This is a genomic window from Nocardia glycosmidis (assembly GCF_052545115.1).
Genome location: NZ_JBQWRH010000012.1, coordinates 170,581 through 195,525, shown reverse-complemented (window position 1 = coordinate 195,525; position 24,945 = coordinate 170,581). Strand labels below are relative to the sequence as shown.

At 68.4% G+C, this 24,945-nt stretch carries 26 protein-coding genes; 19 read left to right on the top strand and 7 right to left on the bottom strand.

Features of this window, described 5'->3' with window-relative positions:
• Window positions 1-69: 69 nt before the first annotated feature.
• The 4 genes from ACT86A_RS17255 to ACT86A_RS17240 are packed head-to-tail and all read right to left on the bottom strand — an operon-like array spanning window position 70 to window position 4,420.
• The gene (locus tag ACT86A_RS17255; protein WP_445093162.1) at window positions 70-828 is read right to left on the bottom strand and encodes an SDR family NAD(P)-dependent oxidoreductase; all 759 of its coding nucleotides are present in this window, start codon (window positions 826-828) and stop codon (window positions 70-72) included.
• On the bottom strand, window positions 825-2,369 hold the full coding sequence (locus tag ACT86A_RS17250; protein ID WP_445093161.1) for an AMP-binding protein: 1,545 nt from the start codon (window positions 2,367-2,369) through the stop codon (window positions 825-827). The genes ACT86A_RS17255 and ACT86A_RS17250 overlap by 4 nt, the downstream gene beginning before the upstream one ends.
• On the bottom strand, window positions 2,366-3,799 hold the full coding sequence (locus tag ACT86A_RS17245; RefSeq protein WP_445093160.1) for a pyruvate, phosphate dikinase: 1,434 nt from the start codon (window positions 3,797-3,799) through the stop codon (window positions 2,366-2,368). The genes ACT86A_RS17250 and ACT86A_RS17245 overlap by 4 nt, the downstream gene beginning before the upstream one ends.
• Window positions 3,800-3,811: 12 nt before the next feature.
• Window positions 3,812-4,420 carry a hypothetical protein gene (locus ACT86A_RS17240; protein WP_445093159.1) on the bottom strand — a complete coding sequence of 203 codons (609 nt, stop codon included), beginning with the start codon at window positions 4,418-4,420 and terminating at the stop codon, window positions 3,812-3,814.
• 113 nt (window positions 4,421-4,533) lie between these two features.
• Between ACT86A_RS17240 and ACT86A_RS17235 the strand changes: the two genes are divergently transcribed.
• The 8 genes from ACT86A_RS17235 (at window position 4,534) to ACT86A_RS17200 (ending at window position 11,715) form a co-directional block, all read left to right on the top strand.
• Window positions 4,534-5,118, top strand: a complete 585-nt coding sequence (locus ACT86A_RS17235) for a histidine phosphatase family protein (protein WP_445093158.1) — start codon at window positions 4,534-4,536, stop codon at window positions 5,116-5,118.
• 39 nt (window positions 5,119-5,157) lie between these two features.
• Window positions 5,158-5,589: a hypothetical protein gene (locus ACT86A_RS17230; protein ID WP_445093157.1), complete on the top strand. Its 432-nt coding sequence runs from the start codon at window positions 5,158-5,160 to the stop codon at window positions 5,587-5,589.
• Window positions 5,586-7,028, top strand: coding sequence for an FAD-dependent oxidoreductase (locus ACT86A_RS17225; protein ID WP_445093156.1), 1,443 nt, complete (start codon window positions 5,586-5,588; stop codon window positions 7,026-7,028). The genes ACT86A_RS17230 and ACT86A_RS17225 overlap by 4 nt, the downstream gene beginning before the upstream one ends.
• Window positions 7,025-8,053: a thiamine pyrophosphate-dependent dehydrogenase E1 component subunit alpha gene (locus tag ACT86A_RS17220; protein ID WP_445093155.1), complete on the top strand. Its 1,029-nt coding sequence runs from the start codon at window positions 7,025-7,027 to the stop codon at window positions 8,051-8,053. Before ACT86A_RS17225 ends, ACT86A_RS17220 begins: the two co-directional genes overlap by 4 nt.
• The gene (locus ACT86A_RS17215) at window positions 8,046-9,056 is read left to right on the top strand and encodes an alpha-ketoacid dehydrogenase subunit beta (protein ID WP_445093154.1); all 1,011 of its coding nucleotides are present in this window, start codon (window positions 8,046-8,048) and stop codon (window positions 9,054-9,056) included. The genes ACT86A_RS17220 and ACT86A_RS17215 overlap by 8 nt, the downstream gene beginning before the upstream one ends.
• Before the next feature lie 23 nt (window positions 9,057-9,079).
• A complete protein-coding gene (locus ACT86A_RS17210) occupies window positions 9,080-10,429 on the top strand; it encodes an aromatic ring-hydroxylating oxygenase subunit alpha (protein ID WP_445093153.1) in 1,350 nt (449 codons plus the stop codon).
• Window positions 10,426-10,644 (top strand): hypothetical protein, encoded by a 219-nt coding sequence (locus ACT86A_RS17205; RefSeq protein ID WP_445093152.1) that lies wholly within the window; start codon window positions 10,426-10,428, stop codon window positions 10,642-10,644. Before ACT86A_RS17210 ends, ACT86A_RS17205 begins: the two co-directional genes overlap by 4 nt.
• A gap of 90 nt (window positions 10,645-10,734) precedes the next feature.
• Complete coding sequence (locus tag ACT86A_RS17200; protein WP_445093151.1) at window positions 10,735-11,715, top strand: NAD(P)H-dependent flavin oxidoreductase; 981 nt, start codon at window positions 10,735-10,737, stop codon at window positions 11,713-11,715.
• Between the two features lie 102 nt (window positions 11,716-11,817).
• Here ACT86A_RS17200 and ACT86A_RS17195 read toward each other — a convergent pair whose 3' ends face one another.
• The 3 genes from ACT86A_RS17195 to ACT86A_RS17185 are packed head-to-tail and all read right to left on the bottom strand — an operon-like array spanning window position 11,818 to window position 13,663.
• The gene (locus ACT86A_RS17195; RefSeq protein ID WP_445093150.1) at window positions 11,818-12,213 is read right to left on the bottom strand and encodes a nuclear transport factor 2 family protein; all 396 of its coding nucleotides are present in this window, start codon (window positions 12,211-12,213) and stop codon (window positions 11,818-11,820) included.
• Entirely contained in the window at window positions 12,213-12,794 is a 582-nt protein-coding gene (locus ACT86A_RS17190) for a nuclear transport factor 2 family protein (protein WP_445093149.1), read from the bottom strand. The genes ACT86A_RS17195 and ACT86A_RS17190 overlap by 1 nt, the downstream gene beginning before the upstream one ends.
• On the bottom strand, window positions 12,791-13,663 hold the full coding sequence (locus ACT86A_RS17185; RefSeq protein WP_445093148.1) for a MaoC/PaaZ C-terminal domain-containing protein: 873 nt from the start codon (window positions 13,661-13,663) through the stop codon (window positions 12,791-12,793). Before ACT86A_RS17185 ends, ACT86A_RS17190 begins: the two co-directional genes overlap by 4 nt.
• 133 nt (window positions 13,664-13,796) lie before the next feature.
• Between ACT86A_RS17185 and ACT86A_RS17180 the strand changes: the two genes are divergently transcribed.
• From ACT86A_RS17180 to ACT86A_RS17130, 11 genes are read left to right on the top strand one after another with little or no spacing between them, the layout of a single operon-like run.
• The gene (locus ACT86A_RS17180; RefSeq protein ID WP_445093147.1) at window positions 13,797-14,189 is read left to right on the top strand and encodes a Zn-ribbon domain-containing OB-fold protein; all 393 of its coding nucleotides are present in this window, start codon (window positions 13,797-13,799) and stop codon (window positions 14,187-14,189) included.
• 1 nt (window position 14,190) lies between these two features.
• On the top strand, window positions 14,191-15,393 hold the full coding sequence (locus tag ACT86A_RS17175) for a thiolase family protein (protein WP_445093146.1): 1,203 nt from the start codon (window positions 14,191-14,193) through the stop codon (window positions 15,391-15,393).
• Window positions 15,390-16,550, top strand: coding sequence for a CaiB/BaiF CoA transferase family protein (locus tag ACT86A_RS17170; RefSeq protein WP_445093145.1), 1,161 nt, complete (start codon window positions 15,390-15,392; stop codon window positions 16,548-16,550). The genes ACT86A_RS17175 and ACT86A_RS17170 overlap by 4 nt, the downstream gene beginning before the upstream one ends.
• Window positions 16,547-17,701, top strand: coding sequence for an acyl-CoA dehydrogenase family protein (locus ACT86A_RS17165; RefSeq protein ID WP_445093144.1), 1,155 nt, complete (start codon window positions 16,547-16,549; stop codon window positions 17,699-17,701). Before ACT86A_RS17170 ends, ACT86A_RS17165 begins: the two co-directional genes overlap by 4 nt.
• A gap of 19 nt (window positions 17,702-17,720) precedes the next feature.
• Complete coding sequence (locus tag ACT86A_RS17160; RefSeq protein ID WP_445093143.1) at window positions 17,721-18,737, top strand: acyl-CoA dehydrogenase family protein; 1,017 nt, start codon at window positions 17,721-17,723, stop codon at window positions 18,735-18,737.
• 7 nt (window positions 18,738-18,744) lie between these two features.
• The gene (locus ACT86A_RS17155) at window positions 18,745-19,944 is read left to right on the top strand and encodes an acetyl-CoA C-acyltransferase (RefSeq protein ID WP_445093187.1); all 1,200 of its coding nucleotides are present in this window, start codon (window positions 18,745-18,747) and stop codon (window positions 19,942-19,944) included.
• Between the two features lie 29 nt (window positions 19,945-19,973).
• Window positions 19,974-20,762 (top strand): enoyl-CoA hydratase/isomerase family protein, encoded by a 789-nt coding sequence (locus ACT86A_RS17150; protein WP_445093142.1) that lies wholly within the window; start codon window positions 19,974-19,976, stop codon window positions 20,760-20,762.
• The gene (locus ACT86A_RS17145; protein ID WP_445093141.1) at window positions 20,759-22,363 is read left to right on the top strand and encodes a class I adenylate-forming enzyme family protein; all 1,605 of its coding nucleotides are present in this window, start codon (window positions 20,759-20,761) and stop codon (window positions 22,361-22,363) included. The genes ACT86A_RS17150 and ACT86A_RS17145 overlap by 4 nt, the downstream gene beginning before the upstream one ends.
• Window positions 22,364-22,365: 2 nt before the next feature.
• Window positions 22,366-23,502 carry an Rv3169 family protein gene (locus tag ACT86A_RS17140; RefSeq protein WP_445093140.1) on the top strand — a complete coding sequence of 379 codons (1,137 nt, stop codon included), beginning with the start codon at window positions 22,366-22,368 and terminating at the stop codon, window positions 23,500-23,502.
• Window positions 23,499-24,515 (top strand): phosphotransferase family protein, encoded by a 1,017-nt coding sequence (locus ACT86A_RS17135; RefSeq protein WP_445093139.1) that lies wholly within the window; start codon window positions 23,499-23,501, stop codon window positions 24,513-24,515. The genes ACT86A_RS17140 and ACT86A_RS17135 overlap by 4 nt, the downstream gene beginning before the upstream one ends.
• Window positions 24,512-24,895 carry a hypothetical protein gene (locus ACT86A_RS17130; protein WP_445093138.1) on the top strand — a complete coding sequence of 128 codons (384 nt, stop codon included), beginning with the start codon at window positions 24,512-24,514 and terminating at the stop codon, window positions 24,893-24,895. Before ACT86A_RS17135 ends, ACT86A_RS17130 begins: the two co-directional genes overlap by 4 nt.
• Window positions 24,896-24,945: the final 50 nt, after the last annotated feature.

Here is a 24,945-nt window from a genome sequence, read left to right as displayed (position 1 = left end):
GGCGAGCACGACAGTGTGCTCGCCCGCCGGTACCGAGTCCGGAATCCGGAGAACCGGTTCCGCTCGGAATCAGCGTGGACTCTGTGCGGCCCGCAGAAAGTTGATGGTTGCCTCGGTGAGACCACCGTCGACATAGAGGACCTGTCCGGTCACGTACCGGGAGTCCGCACCTAGGAAGAACGGCACGGCGTCGGCGATATCCTCGGGCCGGCCGCGGCGGCCCAGCGGAATCACGGCGTTGAACCGCGCCTCCCGTTCCTCGTCGGCGGACACATTCGCCGTACCCTCGGTGAGCACGCCGCCGGGGGCGACGGCATTGACCCGGATACCGAACTCGGCCAGTTCCACCGCGCACAGCTTCGTCAGCGCCACCACCGCGGCCTTCGACGGCGAGTACGCGGCGGTGCCGGGGGTCGGTACCTTCGCCGCGATCGAAGCGACATTGACCACCGCCGCGTCCGGTGCCGCAGTCAGCTGCGGGACGAATGCCTGGGTCATGATCAGCGTCCCGGTGACGTTCACGTCCATCACCTTCCGGAACCGGTCCGGTGCGACCGTGGCGATCGGGTCCGGCGGAAAGATTCCCGCGTTGTTGACCAGGACGTCCACCCGGGGCAGCGAGGCCGACAGCCGAGCGGCTGCGACGTTATCGGTGATATCCAGCGGGGCGGCCGTCCCGTGGACCTCGTCGGCAACATGCTCGGCCGCTGCGCTGTCCAGGTCGGCGACGACCACGTGGTAGCCATCGCGGTGGAGCCGCCGGGCGATGGCTGCGCCGATACCGCGCCCTGCTCCGGTGACGACGGCGACGGGTGTTTCGGTGGTCATCGTGCTGTGCTCACTTCCGGGTCGAGAGGGGTGATGGCGACCGTGCCGTCGGCCGGTATCGCTTTCATGGCGCGTTTGTCCAATTTGCCGACCGCGGTGCGGGGCAGGGCGTCGACGAGATACATACGCTTGGGAATCTTGTAGCCCGCCAGCAGGGATCGTCCGTGCTGCTCGATCTCGGCGCGGGTCGGTGGATGTCCGGGGTCGGCGGCCACCACGAGGGCGACGAGCGTCTCGCCCATCTCCTCGTCCGGGAGGCCGAAACAGGCTACGTCGCCGATCGCCGGGTTCTGGATCAGGGCGCTCTCCACTTCGGCGGGGTAGATGTTGACACCGCCGGAGACCACCATGTCCGACTGGCGGTCGGTGATCCAAACGTATCCGTCGGCGTCCATCCGGCCGATCTCACCGAGGGTGAAATCGGTGCCGCTGCGGGCGCCGGTGATGTAGGTGATGCCGTGCCCGCTGGTGTCGCGGAACCATAGTGGGCCCTCGGTGTCCGGTGTTGCCGGTGTGCCGTCGTCGCCGCGGATATATGCCTCGAACGGTGGTACCGCCCGGCCGACCGAACCGGGTCTTTCCAGCCATTCGGCGGCGCTGATCATGCAGGTGGTGCCGACCTCGCTGGCGCCGTAGCTTTCCCAGACGATCGGCCCGAACCAGTCGATCATGGCGCGTTTGACGGGTGCGGGACATTTGGCGCCCACTTGGAGTACATACCGGAGCGAGGAGAGATCGGCCGCGGCCCGTATCTCTTCCGGCAGCGCGAGCAACCGCTGGAAATGAGTGGGAACCATGATGGATGAGCCGATCCGGTCCCGCTCGATCACCTGTAACAGCGTCTGTGCGTCGAACTTGCCGAGCACGGTGACCGGCGCGCCACCGGCCAGCAGTCGGGTGGAGGTCAGCGGACCGGAGTGGTACATCGGTCCCACGACGAGATGGCGGCCGAAGGGAATCATCCGGTTCTCGGTGAGGCGCTGCAGATGTACGTCGATGGTGTCGCCGCCGACCCAGGAGGTGTACGGCAACTCGACACCTTTGGGTCTGCCGGTGGTACCGGAGGTGTAGACCAGGGTCCGGCGAGGCGCCAGATCGGTGCGTGGCTCGCCGGTGTCGAGTGCCCAGTCGTGCCACGCCGTCACGCCGTCGGGCAGGGGTCTTTCTCCCCACGCGACGACGGTGGTGATCCCGGCGGCGCGGGCGGCCGCGCAGGCGACCCCCGCGGTCCGGTCGTCGCACAACACCGCTCGGGCCCCCGAATCCTCCAGGATGTAGGCCGTTTCCGGCACCGTGAGATGCGAGTTGACCGCGACCGCGGAGGCACCGGCGAGCGTGCACGCGACGTATCCGAGCAAGGTCTGCGCCGAATTCCAGGCGAGGACCGCCACCCGTCCGGCGGGCCCGAGGTCCAGCGCCTGAAGGGCGTTGACGGTGGGACGTAACCATTCGTCCACCTGTTCCCAGGTGAACGCGCTGGTGGTATCACGGACGCCGATCTCGCCGGGTCTGGAGCGGGCGAGTACTGCGGCGAACGTCACTGCGCCACCCGCACAGCGGATCCCGCGGCCCACTCCCGCAGCTGTTCGACCGCCTCCCGCTCGGCACCGTGTACGTCGGCCAGCGGGAGCCGGCCGGCGAATACCTCGCCGTTCGTGCCGTCGACGGTGACGATTCGCCCGTTGAGAGCCTCGAGTGTCCCCTGGCCGCAGCCGACGACGCAGGGGGTGCCGAGTTCCCGGCTGACCACGGCGGCGTGGCTGGTGGATCCGCCGATCTCGGTGATGACGGCGACCGACACCACCATGCCGCTGACATCGTCGGGATCGGTGGTGGGTCGCGCAAGGATGACCTCGACACCTTCGTCCGCGAGGTCCTCGGCCTCTTCACAGGACGTGACGACGCGGCCGGTCGCCACCCCGGGGCACGCGGGCAGCCCACTGACCAGCAGTTCGGCCGTTTCGCGGGCGACCGGGTCGACATGGGGTGCCAGCGCCGCGGTCATCTGCGCGTCGGTGACCAGCTCCACGGCCTCGGCTCGGTCGATGATCCTTTGATCGGCGAGGTGCACAGCGATCCGGACGGCGGCCTGCGGCGAGCGCTTGGCGGCGCGGGTTTGCAGCAGCCACAGCCGGCCGGCTTCGACTGTGAATTCGATGTCCTGGACGTCGCGGCCGTGCTGTTCCAGAACAGCCGCGGCTTCCAGCAGCTGGGCATGTACGCCGGGCAGTTGATCGGCCAGTTCCCGCAGGTGCAATGCATCGAACCGGCCGGAAACCACGTCCTCTCCTTGGCCGCGCGGGAGCCATTCGCCGTACGGCTGCGGATCACCCGTCAGCGGGTTTCGGGTGAAGAGCACGCCGGTCCCGGAGTTGTCGTCGTAGTTACCGAAGACCATTCCCTGTACGGTCACGGCGGTGCCACCGTCGTGACCGATCCCGTGGTGGTTGCGGTATGCCCGCGCGCGCGGAGAGTTCCAGGAGGCGAAAACCGCCTCGGCGGCGAGCACCAGGTCCTCCCACGGGTCGCCGGTGGCGGCCACGCCGACTACGCGCTCGAACTGTTCCTGGAACCTCCGGTGGGTATCGGCGGCGAAGGCCGGGTCACCGGTGACCTCGGCGAGTCGCTTTTCCACGGCATCGTTCATGCCCAGGTTGAGAACGGTGTCCATCATCCCGGGCATACTCTTCGCGCCACCGGAGCGTACCGAAACCAGCAGTGGCTGCTCGGTGCTGCCGAGCCGGCGCTCCAGATCGGTTTCGAGTAGTGCGATGCCGCGTTTGAGACAGTCCAGCGCCGGATCGGTCAGCCGGCCGCGGTTGGTATTGACCTCGGAGCAGAACTGGGTGGTGAGGACGAACCCGGGCGGGACCGGCATCCCGAGTGAACGCATCCGGTTGATGCTGCGGGCCTTACCGCCGACGAGCACCGGATCCAGATCGGGGCTGTCGCCCAGCCAGATGAGCGTCATTGCACATTCCTCCTAGACAGCACGGCCGGCGGCCGCTTCTTCCGCACGGGTCCGGCCGAGCAGGCCGATCAGCTCCTCGTGGAACTCGAACCACACCGTGTGATAGCTGTCCGCGATGGGCCGGGCGACATAGCTGGTGTCACCGCCGCGGATCTGCTCGATCGCGTGGCCGAAGCGGTCCGCGTACCGGGCGAGGCGTGGCGCGAGCTGCGCGATCCGTGCCACGAGGGGCTGGAAGTCGCAGTCGAGACCCGCCAGCCGCTCGATCACTCCGCTGTCGTAGGACTTGTCGGTGTGGTCGTTGGGGGCGCCGTCCTTCATCTGCCAGTCGCTGACGATTTGTTTGAGGGCGGTGTTGTGCCGGTCGAACTCCTCGTACAACGCGGTGAGCGCCTGCTGGTCGACCCCGGAGCGCTCGGCTTCCACCAGGGCGGACAGCCGCTCCCGCCCCTCGGGCGTGAGGCGTACATTGGGCTCACCCTTGAGGTAGCCGGCCGTTCGCAGGGCTGCGATTTCGGCCTCGGCGGTCTCGGCGGCGATGCCGCAGGAATCGGCGGCGAGCTGGGGGGACAAGCGCCCCTTGAGACGGGCGGCTTGCAGGATGGCGAACTCGTGGGTCACGGAGTTCCCCCCTCCTTCTCTCTCGTCGAACTTAATCTAGTCTTCGATCGTCTAGTGATAGACTAATTGGAGCTTAGCTGAGAGCCCGATCACATGTCCACAAGGAGTCCTGCGTGCTGCTGACCTTGATGCGCCACGGCCTGCCCGTGCGCGGCGACGGCGACCGGATGGATCCCGGCCTTTCCCCGGAGGGGTTCACGCAAGTGCGGGCGGTGGTGCCGTACGCCTGCGCAAGGGGTTTCGACGCGGTCTATGCATCACCCCAGTTGCGGGCGGCTCAGACGGCGGAGGTGGTCGCCGGGGCGCTGGGGCTCCCCGTGATCGTGGATGAAGGTCTCGCGGAATTCGACTACGGGTCGGACTATGTGCACTACGACAATCCCGACGATGACCGGTGGCAACGTTACCGGGCCGGCGACCTGAGCCCCTGGGGTCTGACTCGCGCGGAATTCTGTGGCCGGATCGTGGCGACGATGGAGCGGCTGTCGGGATCGCATGCGGGTCAGCGGGTGCTCGCTGTGTGTCACGGCGGGGTCGTGAATGCGTGGACGTGTCAGGTGCTCGGCGTACCCGACCGGCTCCGGATGTTCGAACCCGGCTACGTCTCGATGCATCACTTTGCCCGGTCCGGCGCGAACTGGAATCTGCTCGGTCTCAACGAAGTTGCTCACGGGCTGCCTCGGGGTCATATAGTCTAGTAATAGACTAAATCGGCCAGCTGAGTCTGAGGAGCGAAGATGGAGATAACGGTGGTCGTGGTCGGCCGTGACGGCGGCCCGCCCGGTCCGTTCCGGAAGGCTTTCGAGCGACTCGCGGATACGGAATGGACCGGCCTGCGGATACAGCGCACCATCGCCGGGCAGGTGGGTGTGCACGAGGTTTCCGGGGTACCGGCCGAGGTCGTCGAGACCGTCCTGCTCGATCCGCTGATCGCCGACAACCCGGGCGGCCACGTCCTCGTGCTGTGCGAATCGGAATGTGCCCGCGCGCTGGCGGCGCAGGTCCTCGGAGTGCGCACGGCGGTCGTGCCGCTGCCGGAGAGCGGGTCGATCACCCGCTTCCGCGCCTCCCGGACCGGCGTCCGGAGCGTGATCTGTGTGAACGACACCCTGCACCTGACCGTCGCCGTGGCCGGTGCACGTCGGAGAGAGGACCAGCTGACCGAATGAGTGATTTCGATGTCATCGTGATCGGCTCGGGAGCCGCAGGGCTCTGCGCCGCCGTGGCAGCAACCGAGGACGGCGCCCGATCGGTGCTGGTGGTGGAGGCCGAAGGGCAGCCAGGTGGATCGAGCCGGCTCGCCGGCGGGGTGATCATGGGCAGCGGCAGCCGGGCGCAACGCGCGGCGGGGATCGAGGACGAACCGGAGGATCTGGTCCACGAGTACCTGGCACTGAACGGCTGGGATGTGACGGCGGGGCCGGTGCGCCGCTGGGCGTTGCGGACCGGTGCGACCATCGACTGGCTGGCCGACCACGGTGTCCGGTTCTTCGATCGGCTGATCTTCGGTGGTGACGAACGACAGGCCCGCTCGCACTGCGTCGACGGCGGCGGGCAGAGCTTGGTGGACGCGCTCTACTCGGCGGCCCGTGCCGCCGGTATCGAGTTCGCGTTCGGACGCCGGGTGGCACAGCTGGTCGTCTCCGGTGGCGAGGTCGTCGGCATAGAATCCGCCGGCGAGACGCTCACCGCGGACGCGGTGGTGGTCGCGACCGGAGGGTTCGGGGCCGCGCCGGAACTGCTGCGGCAGTATTTCCCCTCCGCGTGGGTTCCGGGCTGGAGCTGGTACATCGGCGCAGACTCCGCGCGTGGCGATCACTTCGCCTTTGCCGATGCCGTTGGTGCTCAGATCACCGGATTCGATCGTGGTCTGCGCACACTCGACCCCGGGCTCGCCCGGCTCAACGAAGCGTTTCTGCCGGGCTGGATGGTCCTGGTCGGTCCGCACGGGCGACGCCTGGTCGACGAGACCGCCCCTTACGGTCTGCTGGACCAAGTGGTGCGTGCACACGGAGACCGGGCGTTCGTGGTGTTCGACGAGGCGGCCCTGCGCCCGCCCGCCGAGATCGCTCCCCGGTATCGAGACGCCTACAAGCAGGTATGGCCCAACCACCCGCCCTTCCGCACCAAGAACTACAACGCCGACATCATCGACACCCATCTCCGCGACGGCGGGGACCGGGTACATCGGGCGGGCTCGCTCGCCGAACTGGCCGGCGCGCTCGGTGTGGACCCGCACGGGCTCACCGGCGAGATCGCCCGTTACAACCGGTTCGCGGCCGAGGGCAGCGACCGGGACCACGGCAAGGCCGGTAAGTTCCTGCTGCCGCTCGCGACGCCACCGTTCTACGGCATCGAGGTGCGGCCGCTGACGATCAACCTGACCGCCTGCGGCCTGCGCATCGACGACCACGCCCGGGTGGTGGGGGAGGACGGGGCACCGATCGGCGGCCTGTTCGCGGCCGGGGAGTGCACCGGCGGAATCATCAAAACGTATATCGGCAGCGGGAATTCACTGGCAAACGCCTGTGGATTCGGCCGGATCGCCGGTGCGGAGGCGGCCCGCCGGGCCGCCGGCGTCCCTACTCGAGAGGAACTCGGAGCATGACCACCGTCAGCGGCGCGGCCGGCACCGCGACCAAGGGGCTCGATGCCGAGGCCTACCGCCGGATGTACACGCTCATGTGCGTGACGGCACTGGCCGACCAGAAGTCGGTGGCCGAATCCAAGGCCGGTCGTCTGCAAGCCGCTTTCTACCCCATTCGCGGTATGGAAGCGGTATGCGCTGCACTGGGCGAGGTGCTGGGGCCGCGTGACCGGCTGGTCTCCACCTACCGGAACCTTGGTGACGCGCTGGCCAAGGGCGTCTCCCTGCGCTCGATCATGGCCGAACTGTACGGCCGCCGGGCCGGGCTCTCCCGCGGTAAAGGCGGGCCCATGCACCTGCAGGATCCCGCTCTCGGATTCAGCGCGACCACCGGCATTGTCGGATCCGGCCTGCCGATCGCGGCCGGCCTGGCGATGGCCGCGCAGCTCGACGACGACGGCACCGCGACCGTGGTGACATTCGGTGACGGCGCCACCTCGATCGGGGCCTGGCACGAGGCGATGAACTTCGCCGGACTGTGGCAGCTTCCCCTCGTCTTCGTCTGCCAGAACAACCAGTGGGGCGAACACACCCCGATCGCGCGCTACGCGGCGAATACCGACCTGGCCGCGCGGGCCACGGTCTACAACGTGCCCGCGGAGACGGTGGACGGTTTCGATCCCCTCGCGGCCCGCGAAGCGCTCGCGGCCGCGGTCGCCCGGGCGAGGGCCGGCGAGGGCCCGTCCTTCCTCGAGTTCCGCCACTACCGGCTGACCGGGCACACCGGCACCGCGGACTTCAGCTACGTCCCCGAGGACGAGCTGAAGGCCGCCATGCAACGTGATCCGGCCCCGACTTTCCGCACCTGGCTGCTCGAACACGGGCATATGGCAGCAGCACAACTGGACGAGATCGAGGTGCAGGCCCGCGCCACCGTGGACGACGCCTTCAGCTACGCCGCGGGGTGTGAACTGCCCGCCGCGTCCGATATCTACACCGACGTCTTCGCCGACGACAGCTGGGTGAGGAGCCTGCACAATGACTGACCCGAAGTCCAACGCCACCCCGGAGGAGTCCGGGAACCCCACGATGACCATGGCGGCCGCCCTCAACTCGGCGTTCCATCTGGCCATGGAGCGCAACGACCGGATCGTCGTGCTCGGTGAGGATGTCGCCGATCCGATCGGCGGGGTGTTCAAGACGAGCAAGGGCCTGTCCACCAAGTTCGGTGAACAGCGGGTCCGGGCGACCCCGATTTCGGAGCAGGCGATCGCCGGTGCCGCGGTGGGCCTGGCGCTGGGTGGCTACCGCCCCGTCGCCGAGATCATGTTCTTCGATTTCATCACCCTGGCGATGGACCAGATCCTCAACCACGCCGCGAAGTTCCGGTATATGACCGGCGGGACCACGCCCGCCCCGATCACCGTGACGACCACGATCGGCAGCAGCCACTTCGGCGCCCAGCACGCGCAGTCGCTGGAGGCGTGGTTCATGCACACTCCCGGCATCAACGTGCTCTACCCGGCTACCCCATCGGACGCCAAGGGACTCATCGCGACAGCCCTCGAAGCGCCGGACCCGAGCCTGCTCATTCAGCACTCGGGATTGCTCTACAGCGTGAAGGAACCGGTGCCCGCCGGGGTGCACAAGATACCGTTCGGAGTGGCCAACACCGTTCGCTCCGGCGGCGACGTCACTCTGATCACCTATGGCACCCAGCTCGGGGTGTGCTTGCAGGCGGCGCAGACGCTGGCGGAATCGGGTGTCGAGGCCGATGTGATCGACCTGCGTACGCTGGTGCCACTGGATTTCGCGACCATCGAGGCCTCGGTGGAACGCACGCGGCGGGCGCTGGTGGTGCACGAGGCCACCGAGTTCGCGGGCCCCGGCGCCGAGATCGCGGCTCGGCTGAACGAAAAACTGTTCGCCGAACTGCTGGCGCCTGTCACGCGCCTGGGCGCGGCGTTCACACCGGTGCCGTTCTCGAAATCGCTGTCCGGCTACCCGACTGTGGACAAGGTCGTCGCCAAGGTCCGCGGACTGTTCTGACCCACCCGAACCAGGAGATCGACATGGGTGAACGCCTCGACGTCGGCGACCGCCGCGTCACATACCAGGACGTACTCGCCCTGGACCGCAGGACGGTGCCCAAGCACCTGCTCCAGCCCGCCCCCGGCGAGTTCGACTTCCACGAGGCCACGATCGACCGGTATGTGTCCAGGAATTACCACGAGGCCGAGAAGGAACAGCTCTGGAACCGGGTGTGGCAGTTCGCCTGCCGTGAGGAACACATTCCCGAGGTCGGCGACCACATCGTCTACGAGATAGCCGGGGCCTCCTATATCGTTATCCGCTCGGCACCGGACACCATCCGCGCCTATCCGAATTCCTGCCTGCATCGCGGCCGGCAACTGAAGGATTTCGCCGGCCGATGCAGCGAGATCCGGTGCCCGTTCCACGGCATCACCTGGAATCTGGACGGCGAACTGCAGCGGATCCCGGCGCCCTGGGAATTCGAGCACGTCGACGCGAACGAGTTCGCCCTTCCGCAATGCCGGGTCGGGGTCTGGGCGGGTTTCGTGTTCATCAATCCCGACCCCGGCGCCGAACCGCTGGAGAGCTATCTCGGCGAGCTGGTCGAGCAGTTCTCGCTGTGGTATGGCCATGAGCGCTATGTGGAGGCCCACGTCTCCAAGATCATCCGCGCCAACTGGAAGGTCGCGCAGGAAGCGTTCATGGAGTGCTGGCACGCACCCGCGACGCATCCGCAGACCGTCCCGTACGCGGCATTCGGTGCCTGCCAGGTGGACGTGTACGAGAACTTCGCGCGATTCATCACGCCCTCGGAGGTCGTCGGGCCGATGATGCCGTGGGATCCGAGTACCGAGGAGATGCTGCGCTCCACCATGGACGTACGCGTCGACGAGGATCTGCCGGTGCGCCCCGAGACCGGGGAAACCGCGCGTGAATACGTCGTGCGCACCACCCGGGAGAAATGGCGTGGCCTGATCGGCGAGGACGTCGAGAAATGGTCGGATGCCGAGCTGGTCGACAACTTCACCTATACGGTCTTTCCCAACCTGATGCCGTGGGGCGGGGTGCACAAGATCGTGTACCGCTTCCGTCCCAACGGGGACGACCACCGGACGTGCATCATGGAGGTCATCATGCTCGCGCCGGTGGTCGGCGAACGACCCGCGCCGGCCGCGGAGATCGCGCTGGACGCCGACACCCCGTTCAGCAGTGCGCCGCTGGGAATTCTCGGCAACGTGCTCGACCAGGACTGCGGCAATATGGAAAAAGTGCAGCGAGGTATGGAGAGTGCCAAGAAGCGGACGGTGACCTTCGCGTCCTATCAGGAGAACAATCTCAAATGGATGCACCGTCTGATGGACCGCTACGTCACCGAGGTGGAGCAGTGAACGGGATCGTCCACCCGTACAGCAAAGACCTCTACGAGCGGGACACCGAAGGCGACCGGGTGAAGGTCACCCGCAGCGACGGGGCGGTCGGGTATTTCGCGAGCGACGGCCGGTGGCTCGCCGGCGAGCGGTTCGAGGCCGATCTCCACCTGTGCGGCTGGATCATGTCGCCGCGGCACGCGCATCGGCTGGTCTCTCAACCCCCCACTCAGTGAATACGCCGGGACCCACCGCCGAATCGGCTGGTCTGTGTTTCGCCTGACGATCGGGGCTGCGCCTGTGCGGGCCCCGGAAAGGTACCTGTTGTGCTGAAGACCAGGTTCACCGAAACCTTCGGAATCGACCACCCCATCGTCTGCGGCGGGATGACCGCGGTGGGCCGCGCCGAACTGATCGCCGCGGTCGCGGAAGCCGGGGCGCTGGGATTCCTCACCGCGCTGACCCAGCCCACACCTGAAGCCCTGGTGCAGGAGATAGCGCGGGTCCGGGAGATGACCGACAAGCCGTTCGGTGTCAACCTGACCATCCTGCCCACCCTCACACCGGTTCCCTACGACGAATACCGCGACGCGATCGTGGACAGCGGTGTGAAGATCGTGGAGACCGCCGGCGCCAATCCAGAACCACATCTACCGGCCTTCAAGGCCGCCGGGGTGAAGGTGATCCACAAGGCGGTTGCGGTGCGGCACGCGCTCAAAGCCGAGCGTTTGGGGGTGGACGCGATCAGTATCGATGGCTTCGAATGCGCGGGTCATCCGGGTGAGGACGATATCCCGGGTCTGGTGCTGATCCCCGCGGCCGCCCGGAAACTGAGTATCCCGATCATCGCGTCGGGTGGTTTCGCCGACGGTGCCGGCTTGGCCGCCGCGCTGGCTCTCGGCGCCGACGCGATCAATATGGGCACGCGGTTCGTCGCCACCACCGAGGCACCGGTGCACGAGAACGTGAAGCAGCAGATCGTGGCCAACGACGAGCGGGCGACCGTGCTGGTGTTCCGGGAATTCCGCAACACCGCGCGGGTGGCGCGAAATGCGGTGTCGGAAGAGATCGCCGAGATCTCACGCCGTCCGGGTGCGGTGTTCGACGACGTCGCTCATCTGGCGTCGGGCGAGCGGGGGCGTCGCGAAGTGCTGGCCGGCGGTGATATGGACGGCGGTCTGTGGTGGGCCGGTCAGGCGCAGGGCTTGATCGACGAGGTGTTGCCCTGCCGGGAGGTGGTGGACAGCATCGTCACCACCGCCGAGCAGATCATCGGCAAACGCCTGGCGGAGATGCGGACACCGTGATCGTCGTTCCCGTCGAGGCGCGCGGCGGGAAGAACGGTTCGCAGGTCGCTGCTGCCGGAGTGCTCTGGTAGATCACTGTTGCCAGAGCACCCCGGCACAGTGCTACTGCCCGAGTGCGGCGGCCTTGCGTTCGCGCCAAGTGCCGAGGTCGGCGTAATCCCGGACAGCTGCGATCAGTCCGTCCCTGAGCTCGAACACCCCGGTGCACTCGATCGCGGCCTCCCGTTCGCCGAACCAGAATCGGTCGATTCGTTCTACATGCGCCACGCGGTCGCCGACGGCGAAACTCACCACGTCCCAGCGCACCCGGTCGGCTTCGCCCAGCGCGTCGCGCAGTGCCGTTACGGCCGCCGCACGGCCGACCACCGCCGGATACGGTACGAGCAGCTGGTAGGAGACGTCCTCGGTGAACGTGCGACCGGCGGCCGTGGCGTCACCGGCGTTGATCGCCTCGAGGAATGCGGCGATGGGCGTGGGTAATTCGGTGCTTACGGTCACTAGTTCTCCGGTGATTCGGGGTGGGCAGTGGAATCGAGGCGGGCTCGTTCGGGTGGGCCGAGATGCGGAAGCTCCCCGTCGGCCAGCCGCCGGAGAACGCGGTGCCGTTCACCGGAGTAGATGTGCTCGCCCTCGATCAGCCCCTCAGGGGTTATCGGCCAGAGCACCGTCGCGCGATGGCTGACCAGATGGTAGTCGTCCGGGCGGACCTCCTCGCCGGCTTCGGTGCAGGTGACCCCGCCCAGCCGGCGGCCGGCGATGGCGTACTGGAAGTCGCCCTCGGTGACCACACAGTATTCGTCGACCACGACCCGCACGATCCGGTAATCGAGGCGGTTGCGGCCGGCGGCCTGCAGCCGCCGATACCACTCGACCACCTCGTCGTGGCCCGACGGCCCGGTACTGTCGGAGGCTCCCCAGACGTGATACTGCGGATCGTCCACCAGCGTCGCCATCAGCGCCGGCATATTGCCGGCCACCTCCTCGACGACGTGGCGGGCGACCACTTCCAGATTCGCGCGTCGACGCGGATCGCGTTCGGCCGCGACCCGGTCGAGCAGCGGTTGCCAGCCCGGTGTCATGGTGTCGCCGTAGTGTCACGACGCCGCAGCGTCGCGACGCCGCCGGTGAGGACCTCTTTGCCGTCCCGGCCGCGCATATCGAAGCGGACCGTGTGCTCGTCGGGCTGGGACAGATCGACGTCGAGCGTGTCACCCGGCCACACCGGTCCGGCGAAGCGGGCGGACATGGCGGCGAGGGTGCGGTCCGGGCCGGCCACTTCCAGGACGGCGCGGCCGGCGAAACCAAAGGTGCACAGCCCGTGCAGGATCGGTTTGTCCAGGCCGGCGCGGGCCGCGAAGGCCGGATCGGAGTGCAGCGGGTTGTAATCGCCGGAGAGCCGGTAGATCAGCGCCTGGTCCGGGCGGGTGGTATAGGTGACGGTCTTGGTGGGCCCGGTCGTGGGCTCGGCTGCTTCTTCCGTGCCGGCTGGTCCGCGCTCACCGCCCCAGCCGCCGACCCCGCGGATGAACAGACCGGCCGAGCTGCGCCACAGGGTGGTGCCGTCGAGCGCGGTGCCGGTGGTCCGGGCGACGATCAGCGCGGCTTTGCCCTTGTCCCACATCTCGGTGATCTCGGTGACCGCCTCGGCCTCGCCCGCCACCGGAATATCAGCGAGGATCTCGACGCGCTGTTCGGCGTGCAGCAATTTGGCCCAGTCGAACTTTCCGGCGCGCTTCAGCACGCTGAAGTCCACGCCGAGGGTGACCGGCATGGTCGGGACCATCCGCTGTTCGACGCCCTTGGTGTTGTTCGTCGTATAGGCGAGATCGTCGACTCCGGCCCCGACGCCGAGGGCATAGAGCATGCAGTCGCGGGCATTCCACGAGACCCGTTTGGGATTGGAGCGCGCTCCGACGGCGCTGGGATCGAAAGGCGCGGAATCGGTCACGATGCCTCCTCGGTCGGTGCCCGGTCACCGGGCCGGGGGTTCCACCCCAAGATTGTCGAGTTATAAATACTCTAGTACTATAGCATTTATCTAGCGGCCTTCTTGGCCGCCGTGGAGAGGTCGGAGGAATTCGATGACGCAAACCGTGCCCGCTGTCGACTACCTGGTGCTGGGCGACAACCCGCACCTGGTGGCTCGGGAATGCGGAAACTGCGGTGCCCTGTACTTCGATCGCCGCAATGCGTGCGCGAAGTGCTCGCAGACGACGTTCGCTCCCCGTCCGCTGTCCAACGAAGGCGTCGTACGGGCCTTCACGATCGTGCAACGCGGAGCCAAGTCCGGGCCGTTCACCTCGGTGGTGGTGGACCTGGACGGCGGCGGCGTGGTCAAGGCGAACCTGGTCGGGATCACCGATCCGGACCGCATCCAGCCGCACACCAAGGTCCGGCTGGTCACCTTCGAGGCCGGAACCGACGACGAGGGCACGGTGGCCGTGGCCTTCGGATACGAGCCGATCGGAGCCTGAGATGAGCGACAACGTCTGGATCATCGGAACCGCGATGACGAAGTTCGGCCGGTTCCCGGACCAGGATCTGCTGGACCTGGCCGCCACCGCGACACTCGACGCCCTGGCCGACTCCGGTCAGAGCATGGCCGAGGTCGGCCTGCTCGCGCTCGGCAACGTGTACGAGGCCAACTCGCACAACGGCCAGCGCCTGCAGAAGCAGATCGGCCAGACCGGGATCCCGGTCTACAACGTCGTCAATGCCTGCGCGACCGGTGCCACCGCGGTACGGGTGGCGATGATGGGTATCAAGGCGGGGGAGTGCGATATCGCGCTGGCCGTGGGTGTCGAGAAGATGGGCAAGATGGGCATGCTCGGCGGCGCCGCTCGCGGCGCCGGTGAGAAGAAGGTGTTCACGCCCAAGGGCCGGTACGGCTCGGTGGTCAAGACCGAAGGGCTGCTCGGCACCGGCCTGATGCCCGGTGTGTTCGCCCAGGCCGGCACCGAGTACGCGCTGGCGCACGGAGTCACCGCGGAACAGTTCGCCAAGGTCGCGGTGAAGAACCATCTGCATTCCACGCTGAATCCGCTGGCTCAGTACCGAAAGGAATTCTCGCTCGAAGAAGTATTGGGCGCCGAGGTGATCAGCTACCCCAATACGCTGCCGATGTGCTGCCCCACCGGTGACGGTGCCGCCGCGGTGGTCCTGGTGTCGGACGCGAAACTGAAGACCCTCGACCCGGACGTGCGCCGCCGGGCGGTGAAGGTCTCGGCATCGGTGATGACCTCGGACCCGTGGATCGAGAGCGGCCAGGTGCAGCCCGACGTCAACACCCTCACCCGGATGGCCGCCGACCAGGCCTACGAGGCCGCCGGAATCGGCCCGGAGGACCTCGACCTGGTGGAGCTGCACGACTGCTTCGCCACCGCCGAACTCATCCATTACGACAACCTGCGGCTGTGTGCGCCCGGCGGTGCCGGCGATTTCATCGATTCCGGTGCCCCGATGCGGGACGGAACGCTGCCGGTCAATGTTTCCGGCGGCTTGCTGTCCAAGGGGCACCCGATCGGCGCGACCGGTATCGCCAACCTCTACGAGGTGGCCAGCCACCTGCGCGGCGAGGCCGGCGACCGGCAGATCGACGGTGCCCGCGTCGGATTGACCCATGTGATCGGGCTGGCCTCGGCCTGTGCCGTGCACATCCTGGAAGCACCGGTCGCATGACAGGACCGCTGGAAGGCGTGCGGGTACTGGAGATCGCCAGTGCCGCGCCCGCGCCGTTCGCCTGCATGATGTTGTCGGATCTGGGCGCCGATGTGGTCACCGTGGACCGGGAGCCGAAGCGGGGCGTACCACGGCGTTCGAACGATCCGCTGGTTCGCGGCCGCCGGTCGGTGACCGCCGACCTCAAGACCGACGCGGGCGTCGCCCTGGTACGCCGGCTCGCGGCCGAGGCCGACGTGCTGGTCGAAGGTTTCCGCCCCGGGGTGATGGAACGGCTGGGACTCGGTCCCGACCTGCTGCTGACGGACAATCCCGGACTAGTTTTCGCACGGATGACCGGTTACGGGCAGGCGGGTCCGCTGGCTCCGCGCGCGGGTCATGACATCAACTACATCGCGGTGGCCGGGGCGCTGGAACCGATCGGGCGTAGCGGGGAACGTCCACTGCCGCCGTTGAACTTGGTCGGCGACTTCGGCGGTGGCGGGATGCTGCTGGCCGTCGGCATTCTCGCGGCATTGCACGAGCGGACCCGGTCCGGCCGGGGCCAAGTGATCGACGCCGCGATGGTCGACGGCGCCGCATTGCTGACCGCGTTCGTCCATGGCGTGCGCGCCGACGGGCAGTGGTCCGATGAGCGCGGTACCAATCTGCTCGACAGCGGAGCACCGTTCTACGACACCTACGAGACCGCCGACGGTGGATACATGGCCGTCGGTGCGCTCGAACGACGGTTCTATCGTGAGCTGCTGGGCGGACTGGGGCTGGATGCCGACCCGCTCCTGCCCGCGCAGATGGACCGCGAACGCTGGGATGAACTGCGGGAACGCTTCACCGCGGTATTCCGTACGCGCACCCGGGCCGAATGGACGAAGGTCTTCGCCGAGCTCGACGCCTGCGTATCCCCGGTACTCGCGCCGGGGGAGGTCGCCGATTCCGATCACGCCCGGGCGCGGTCCGGCTTCGTCGCCGTCGCCGGGGTGGCGCAGCCCGCGCCCGCGCCCCGGTTCAGCCGGACTCCGGCGCGGGTGCCGACACCGCCGCGGCTGCCGGGTGAGGACACCGACGCGGTGCTCGCCGAATGGTGCGGCGGGGAGGGAGCCACTGATGCGGTGGCGAATGGCGGCGGCCGGCAGCTCACCGCGGAGGCGGCCTCGTGACCACCGTGGCGCCGATCGCGGACCCGGCGGCATCGCTGGATGAGGTCCGTGCCGGATTCCGGGCCTGGGTACAGGGCAATCGCGAGGAGCTGGAACGGTTCCGGGAACCCGCCGGTGAGGTGACCGAGATCTTCGACCGGTTGCGCCTGCTGCAGCGGGTGCTCTACGACGCAGGCTGGATCCGGCTCGGCTGGCCGGTGGACATCGGTGGTCTGGGCGGCCGGCCCATCCTGCGCAGCATCATCAGTGCGGAACTGGCCGCGGCCGGTTATCCGCCGCCGTTCTCGTTCGCCACCCAGGAGGTCCTCGGGCCCGCGGTGGCCGAGTTCGCCCGCCCCGAACTCGCGGCCGAGGCCCTGCCCCGGCTGCTGCGCGGCGACGAAACCTGGTGCCAGGGTTTCTCGGAACCCGGGGCGGGCAGCGATCTGGCCGCCCTGCGGCTCAAGGCCACCGCGACCGACGGCGGATGGCGGGTATCCGGCGAGAAAGTCTGGACCAGCTGGGCCCAGTTCGCCGACCGCTGCGTGCTCCTGGCGCGCACCGGGGCGCCCGACTCCGGGCACCGCGGGATCTCGGCGTTCCTGCTGGACATGGATTCCGACGGGATCGAGGTGAGCCCGCTGCGGAGCATGAACGGCGACGACGAATTCTGTTCGCTGTATTTCGACGACGTCTTCATACCGGAGGCGCGGCTGCTCGGGGCGGTGGACGGCGGCTGGTCCGTCGCCATGCACGTACTGGCCGGTGAGCGCGGCGCCGCCGCCTGGCAGCGCCAGATCTGGTTGCGGTCGCGACTGGACGACCTGGCCGCGGCGAGCGCGGCGACGGTCGGCGACAGTGTGATCGGGGAAGGCGCCGAAATGCTGATGGCACTGCGGCTGCTCTCGCGCCGGACGGTGCGCGCGCTGTCGGCGGGCGAACCCGTCGGATCGACCACCTCGCTGGACAAACTCGCGATGTCCACCGCCGAGAAATTCCTTTTCGATGCCGCACTGGCCGGTCTGGGCGACCAAATCGTCTTCGGTGGCGGCGCGGATGCCGCGCAGTGGCGTAACGACTACCTGTACAGCCGCGCGTCCTCCATCTACGGCGGTGCGGCCGAGATCCAGCGCAATATCATCGCCGAGCGGTTGCTCGGCCTACCCCGGTGAGTACGGAGGAGACGACGACATGGACGCCGAGGACGTCGCCCAGATCACCGCGACCCTGCGCCGGGCGCTGAGTGCGGACCCCAACCGGGCCCGCGCCGCCGTGCTGGACTTCGGCTGGGCCGAGATTCTGGCCGACGAACCACAGGTCGCGATCACCACGCTGTTCCCGCTCTACGGTGAACTGCTCGCCGCGGGCTCGCTGCTCGACCATGTGCTGCTGCACGCCGCGGGTCAGATCGACATCGGCGCGGACACCCGGGTGGTCCTGCCCGCACCGGGTGGGGCCAAAGCCCCGGGACTGCGCTATGCCGACGGTACGGTCTGCCTCGACGGGGTGGTCCAAGCCGGCGACGGACCGCTACTGGCCGCCTGCCTCGACGACGCCGGACAGTGGTCGCTGGCGGTATGCCCGTCGGCACCGGTCCGCGCCGGCGAACCGCTGGACCCGGCCGCGGGCTGGACTCGGGTCGTCGGCACGGTCACCCCCGAGAAGCTGCTCGGCACCGACGCGCTCGGTGCCGATCCGGCTGATCTCTGGCAGCGGATGCTGACCGCCGGTCGCCGCGCTCTGGCGCACGAACTGGGCGCGGTAGCGGCCGCCATGGAGACCATGACGGTCGAGCACGTGCGCACCAGAACCCAGTTCGGGCAACCGCTCGGCCGGTTCCAGGCGGTCAAACACCAGCTCGCCGACGTGCACCTGTGGCGTCAGGTCGCCACCCTCTCGGCGGAGTCCGCATGGGAGGACGGCGGCCCGGAGAGCGCCGCCCTGGCCAAGGCCGCCGCGCTGCGCGCCAGCCGGACCGCCCGCGCGGTGTGCCAGCAGTTGCTCGGCGGTATGGGTTTCACTTGGGAGCACGACTTCCACCGCTACCTCCGCCGCGCCCTGACCCTCGAGCCACTGCTCGGGGATCGCGCGGCGCTACATACCGAGATCGGTGCCGCGGTGCGCGCGGGCCGGCTCGGCGACTCCGTGGCCGCGCTGAGCCGCCCCGGACACCCCCGATCCGAATCCGAGGAGGTAACCCGTGCGTGAAGCATGGATCATCGACGGCGTTCGCACCCCGCGCGGCAAAGGCAAACCCTCGGGAGGATTGCACGACGTCCATCCGCAGGAATTGCTCGGCGGCCTGCTGCGGGAGCTGGCCGCGCGCGGTATCGACCCGGCCGATGTCGACGACGTGGTGATGGGCAACGGCGAGCACGCCGGCGATCACGCCAACGATATCGCCCGATCGGCGGTGCTGACCGCGGGCTGGCCGGTCACCGTACCCGGACTCACGCTGAACCGGTTCTGCGGTGGCGGTCAGCAGGCCGTCATGCAGGCCGCCACCGGCGTGCTGGCCGGCTGGCAGGACCTGGTTGTCGCCGGCGGGGTCGAGTCGATGTCGCGGCACAGCTACGGACAACCGCTGGACGCCGGGAACGCCGCCCTGCGGGCCCGCTACCCGCTGGTCCCGCAGGGTGTCGCCGCCGACCTGATCGCCACACTCGAAGGGTTCGACCGAGCGACCGTCGACGAATTCGCGGTGCGCAGCCAGGAACGCGCGGCGGCGGCGATCAAAGCGGGACGCTTCGAACGCAGCGTCGTAGCGGTACGCGCCGAATCCGGCGAAGTCCTGCTCGAACGGGACGAGCACCCGCGCCCCGGTACCACGGTGGAATCGCTGGCCGGCCTGCCCGCCTCATTCGAGCGGTCCGGCGCCAAGCCACGCGAGGGCGGACGGTCCTACGACGACATGTGCCGCGCGGCCTACCCGCAGGCCGGGCCGATCCAGCACGTCCACCACGCGGGCAACTCCTCCGGCGTGGTCGATGGTGCCGCCGCGGTGGCCGTCGCCTCCGACGAATACGCGCGAGCCCACGGGCTCACCCCGCGGGCCCGTATCCTGGCCGGCGCCGTGCGCGGTGCCGAACCGGTCATCATGCTCACCGCTCCCGGGCCCGCCGCCGAACTCTGCCTGGCCAAAGCTGGGATGACCGCGGCCGATATCGACCTGTGGGAGATCAACGAAGCCTTCGCGGCGGTACCGCTGAAGGTCATCCGAGACCTGGCGCTCGACCCCGACCGGGTCAACGTCAACGGTGGGGCCATCGCGCTGGGGCATCCGATCGGCGCCACCGGCGCGATGCTCTTCCAGACAGTCATCGACGAACTCGAACGACGTGACCTGAACACCGGCCTGGTCACGATGTGCACCGGCGGCGGGATGGCAACCGCGACAATCGTCGAGCGGATCTGACCGACAGCGGTTCGAGTGCGAGGAGGGTCATGACCTACGACACGGTGGACGTCGTCACCGACGGCCACATCGCCGAACTACGGCTGAACCGGCCGGAGAAACTGAACGCCTTCGACGACCGGCTCGTCAACGAACTCCCGGGCGTACTCGTGGAGCTGGCCCGGAATACCGGTGTGCGCGCGGTGGTGTGGACGTCGACCGGGAAGCACTTCTCCGCGGGCGGGGATATGCAGACCATCCTGGCCGGGCATGCCGACCTCAATACGTTGCTGCGCGGGGTCGACGACGGCCGCCGGCTGTTTCGCGCTTTCGCGGACTTCCCGAAACCACTCGTCGCCGCCGTACACGGCAGCAGTTTCGGGGTGGCCACCAGCCTGGTGTTCACCGCGGACGCGGTGGTGACCACCCCGGCGACGAAACTCTCGGACCCGCACGTGCACATGGGCCTGGTCGCCGGCGACGGCGGCTGCGTCGCGTGGCCGCTCAGTGCGGGACTGGCACGGGCCAAACGGAAACTGCTCTGGGGCGAAGCACTGACCGGGCAGGAGGCCTACGACCTCGGCCTGGTCACCGATCTTGCGCCGGACCCGGAGGCAGTGCGGGAGGTCGCGTTCGAGCTCGCGCAGCGCGTCGCCGCGATCCCGCCGATCGCCACGCAATTGACCAAACGCGCCCTGAACCGGGTGCTCGCCGCGGCCACAGACCAAGTGCTCGATACCGGTTTCTACCTCGAGGCGCTGTCCAATCGCAGCGCGGACGCGGTGGAAGCCGTGAACGCATTCATCGAGAAACGAGAGGGACAATGGACGGGCTCATGAACGCCACGACCGAGATCATCTGGGGCGAGAGCGTCGTCGACGGTTACTACGCCGGTCATCCGGGGCGGGTGTACGAGCACTCGCCGGCTTCCCTGGCCGCCGTACTCGACTCGGTGGGACGCTGGGAAGGCCGTGACTTTCTCGTGCAGGGCGAGCGGCGGATCTTCCATCCGGAATTCCGGGACGCCATCCCCACCGCGGCGCGGTACCTGGCCAAGCTCGGTGTCCGGCGCGGTGACCGCGTGGTGCTGCACTGCTACAACCGCCCTGAGTTCGTGCTGGCGACCTGGGCGGCCTGGTGGCTGGGCGCGGTACCGGTCTACGCCAACCGCTGGTGGAGCGGTCACGAGATCGAGCACGCCCTGCGCCTGACCACCCCGGCCATGGTGCTCACCGACGCGCCCGAGCTGTTCGGACCCGACCTGCTCGGCACCCACTGCCGGCTGGAACCGATCGCGGATCTGGCCGAACTGTGGGATCAGCCCGCCCGGGAACACCCGCCGGTCCGCGACGGCGACCTCGACGATCCGGCGCTGATCCTGTTCACCTCGGGCAGTTCCGGCGCGCCGAAGGCAGTAGAGCTGTCGGTGCGGTCGGTCATCACCAACCAGCACAGTCTGCTGGCGAGGTCCCGGCGGTTACCACAGCACCTCGACCCGGCCGCGCCGCAGCCGGTCGCGCTCGTCTGTACGCCACTGTTCCATATCGGCGGCATCTCCAACATCCTGACCAACCTGATCATCGGCGGCAAACTGGTACTGACCACCGGGCGTTTCGACGCCGGTGAGATCCTGCGGCTGATCGAGGTCGAACGGGTCCAGACCTGGGGTGGTGTTCCTACCATGGCTGTCCGGCTGCTGGAGCATCCGGAGTTCGACGCGCACGACCTGTCGAGCCTGCGCTCCTTCCCCCTTGGCGGGGCGCCACTGCCGGCGACGCTGCTCGAGCGGATGACGGCGACGTTGCCGCAGCTGCGCAAGCGAGGCCTGGCCAACACCTGGGGTATGACCGAGACCGGCGGGTTCATGACGGTCGCGGGCAACGCCGACCTGGAGAGCCGGCCGGGCACCGTCGGACGTCCCTATCCGGTGGTCGAACTGCGGATCGCCGATCCCGACGAGACCGGTTCCGGTGAGGTGCTGGTGCGGGCGCCCACCGTCATGCTCGGCTACCTGGGCATCGACGACGGCCCGGTCGATGCCGAGGGGTGGTTGCACACCGGCGATCTCGGCCACGTCGATGCCGACGGCTATCTCTACCTCGACGGCCGCAGCAAGGACATCGTGATCCGCGGCGGCGAGAACATCGCCTGCGCACACGTCGAAAAGGCACTGCTGACCCACCCCGCGGTGGTCGAGGCCGCGGTTTTCGGTGTACCGCACGAGGATCTCGGCGAGGAACTGGCGGCGGCGATCACGCACCGTGCCGGTAGTCCGGTGGACCCCGAGGAACTGCGCGCCCATGTGCAGGGCACCCTCGCCTATTTCGAGGTGCCGACGTTGTGGCAGATCGATGACAAGCCGCTGCCGACTCTGGCGGGGGAGAAACTCGACAAGAAGTCGATCAAGGCCGCGTTCACCGAATCCGTGCGGAAGGGATGACCATGCACCTCAGTGCCGCGGACGAGTACTTCACCCACCAGACCGCCCTCACGCACGCCATGGTCGCCACCAGCGACCCCTCGTGGCGGGAACGGTACTGGGTCAGCTTCCAGGACACCGGCAGCGGCGAGACCGTTCTGACGGTGGGGCTGGGCCGTTACCCCAATCAGGACGTCATGGAGGCGTTCGCCTGCCTGTCGCACCGGGGCCGCCAGACCAACGTGCGATTGTCGCGCACGCTGCTTCCGGACAGCCACGGTATGCACGTCGGCCCGTTCCGCTGTGATGTCCGGGAACCGATGCGCGAGCTGGTGTTCACGCTGGGCGACAACGATTCCGGCCTCACCTTCGAGGTCACCTTCACCGCGTCCTTCGAACCGATCCTGGAGGGCAAGTTCTTCCAGATCAGCCGAGCGCGCACCACTTACGACGCCATCCGCTACGTCCAGCACGGCCGGGCCGCGGGCCGGATCCGCACGCCGGACGGCACGACGATCGAGGTCACACCGCAGCAATGGTGGGCCGAACGGGACCACTCGTGGGGGACCCGGCCGCTACCGCGGGCCGAAGGCCAGCCGCCCGGCGAACGGCCGGAATGGCGGATGCTGCTGTTCGCGCCGCTGCAACTGCCCGATTTCGGGGTGCACCTGTACCTGCAGGAGTCCGAACCCGGCCGCCCGGTGCACCTGTCCGCGGGTATCGCCTACCCGCCCGGCGACGATCGGGAGCCGCCGGTGATCGTCGGCGTCGAGCACGACCTCGAATGGGAGAAGGACGCGGCGGCTCCCACCTTGCGCGGCGGCACGGTGACGCTGTCGCTGCACGGCGGTGAGCGGCTGCGGCTGGAACTCGAGGCCCGTCCGGGCCGGGCGCATCTGCGTGGTGGGGGTTACGAGGGCTGGAACGGCTGGAAACAGGGCCAGTGGCGCGACGAGCTGACCGCCGAGCACGACGAATGGGACCTCAGCGATCGGACCAGCTTCTATCGCTATGCCAAGGCCGGCTCCGATCACCTGGTGCGCGTGCGCTGCGACGGCGCGGAAGGGCACGGCATCGTCGAATACATGGTGCTGCCCGGATATGGGCGATACGGCGAGGCGCTGCCGCCTCCGCGGGATGCCCAGGTGCGGCCCCGATGAGCGCGCTGCGGGACGCATTACTGGCGTTGCTCGCCGATATGGGCGTCCGCGATATCACCGAGCCGACCCGGCTCGGTGGGGGAAGTTCCCAGGAGAATTGGGCTTTCGACGCCGAGCTGGACACCCTGGACGGCCCGGTACGCCGCCCGCTGCTGATGCGGCGCGAGCCGGCCGGCGGGGTCGTCGATACGGCCCGGGACGTGGAATTCGCGCTGTTGCGCGCACTGGGCGAGACCGATCTGCCGACTGCCCGGGTCCATCTGCTCGATGACGGCACCCGGCTCGAACGTGGCGCCATGATCGTCGATCGGCTACCCGGCCGGGCACATCGCGGTGTCCTGCGCGATACCGATCCGCTCGGTCTCGGGGAGGAATCCCGGCGGGCGCTCGCGGGCCGGCTACCGGTACTGCTCGCCGCCGTGCACTCCCTGGATATCGACGCCCACGGTCTCACCGGAATCCTTCCGGCCGTGACGGATCCGGCGCGTGCCGAACTGGACCGGTGGGAAGGCGAACTGAACCGGGTCGAGCTCGAACCGCACCCGGGGTTACGGGAAGTGATCGCCTGGTTGCGCGAGCGGATTCCGGGACCCGGACCGGTGCGGCTTGTCCACGGGGACTTCCGGCCGGCGAACGTTCTGGTCGAGGGCGGCGAGATCGCCGCCCTGCTGGACTGGGAGCTCGCCCATCTGGGTGACCCGCACGACGACCTCGGCTGGTACACGTGTTCTGTCTATCGCCGCGAGCATTTCCTGGACGGCCGCTGGACACCGGCCGATTTCCTGAACAGCTGGTCGGAATGCAGCGGGTTGGACATCGATCCCGCGCGGTTGCATTTCTGGCAGGTCATGTCGGCCTTCCGGCTGGCTGTGATCGCACTGACCGCGGTCCGGGCGTTCTGCGACCGGACCACCGATCGCCCGGCGGGGCCCGCCGGAATGATCGAGCGTCTGGCCCTCCGGGAAACCGGGCTGCTCGACGCCCCGTCCGAGGCCACCCGGAGGTTGCCGTGAGACCCCTGCCGTCCGAAATCATCGCCGGTGTGCGGGCCGTACTCGCCGAGACCATCGCACCCGAATTGACCACGGAGCACGCCCGATCGCGGCTTGCCGAGATCCGCGCGGTGCTGGCCCAGATCGACTGGGACAACAGTGGATTCGAACTGATTTCGCAGACCGAACGGCTGTCCGGGGCGCTGCGGGACGCCCGCCCGTTCGCCGGGGTCGAGCTGCCGGATGCCCCGATGGAAAAGAACGCCGCCGCCTACCAGCGGTACCACGAGGATCTCGCGGCCTGTGCGACCTCGGTGCTTGCCGCGCTGCGCACCCCCGCGGCCGATCGGCCGGACGACGAGGCGCGCGTGGCCTATCGGGCGATCCTCGAAGCGCTCTGACCTACCAATGCTTGGTGCTCTGGACATGAATATTATATTCTTAGAAAAGT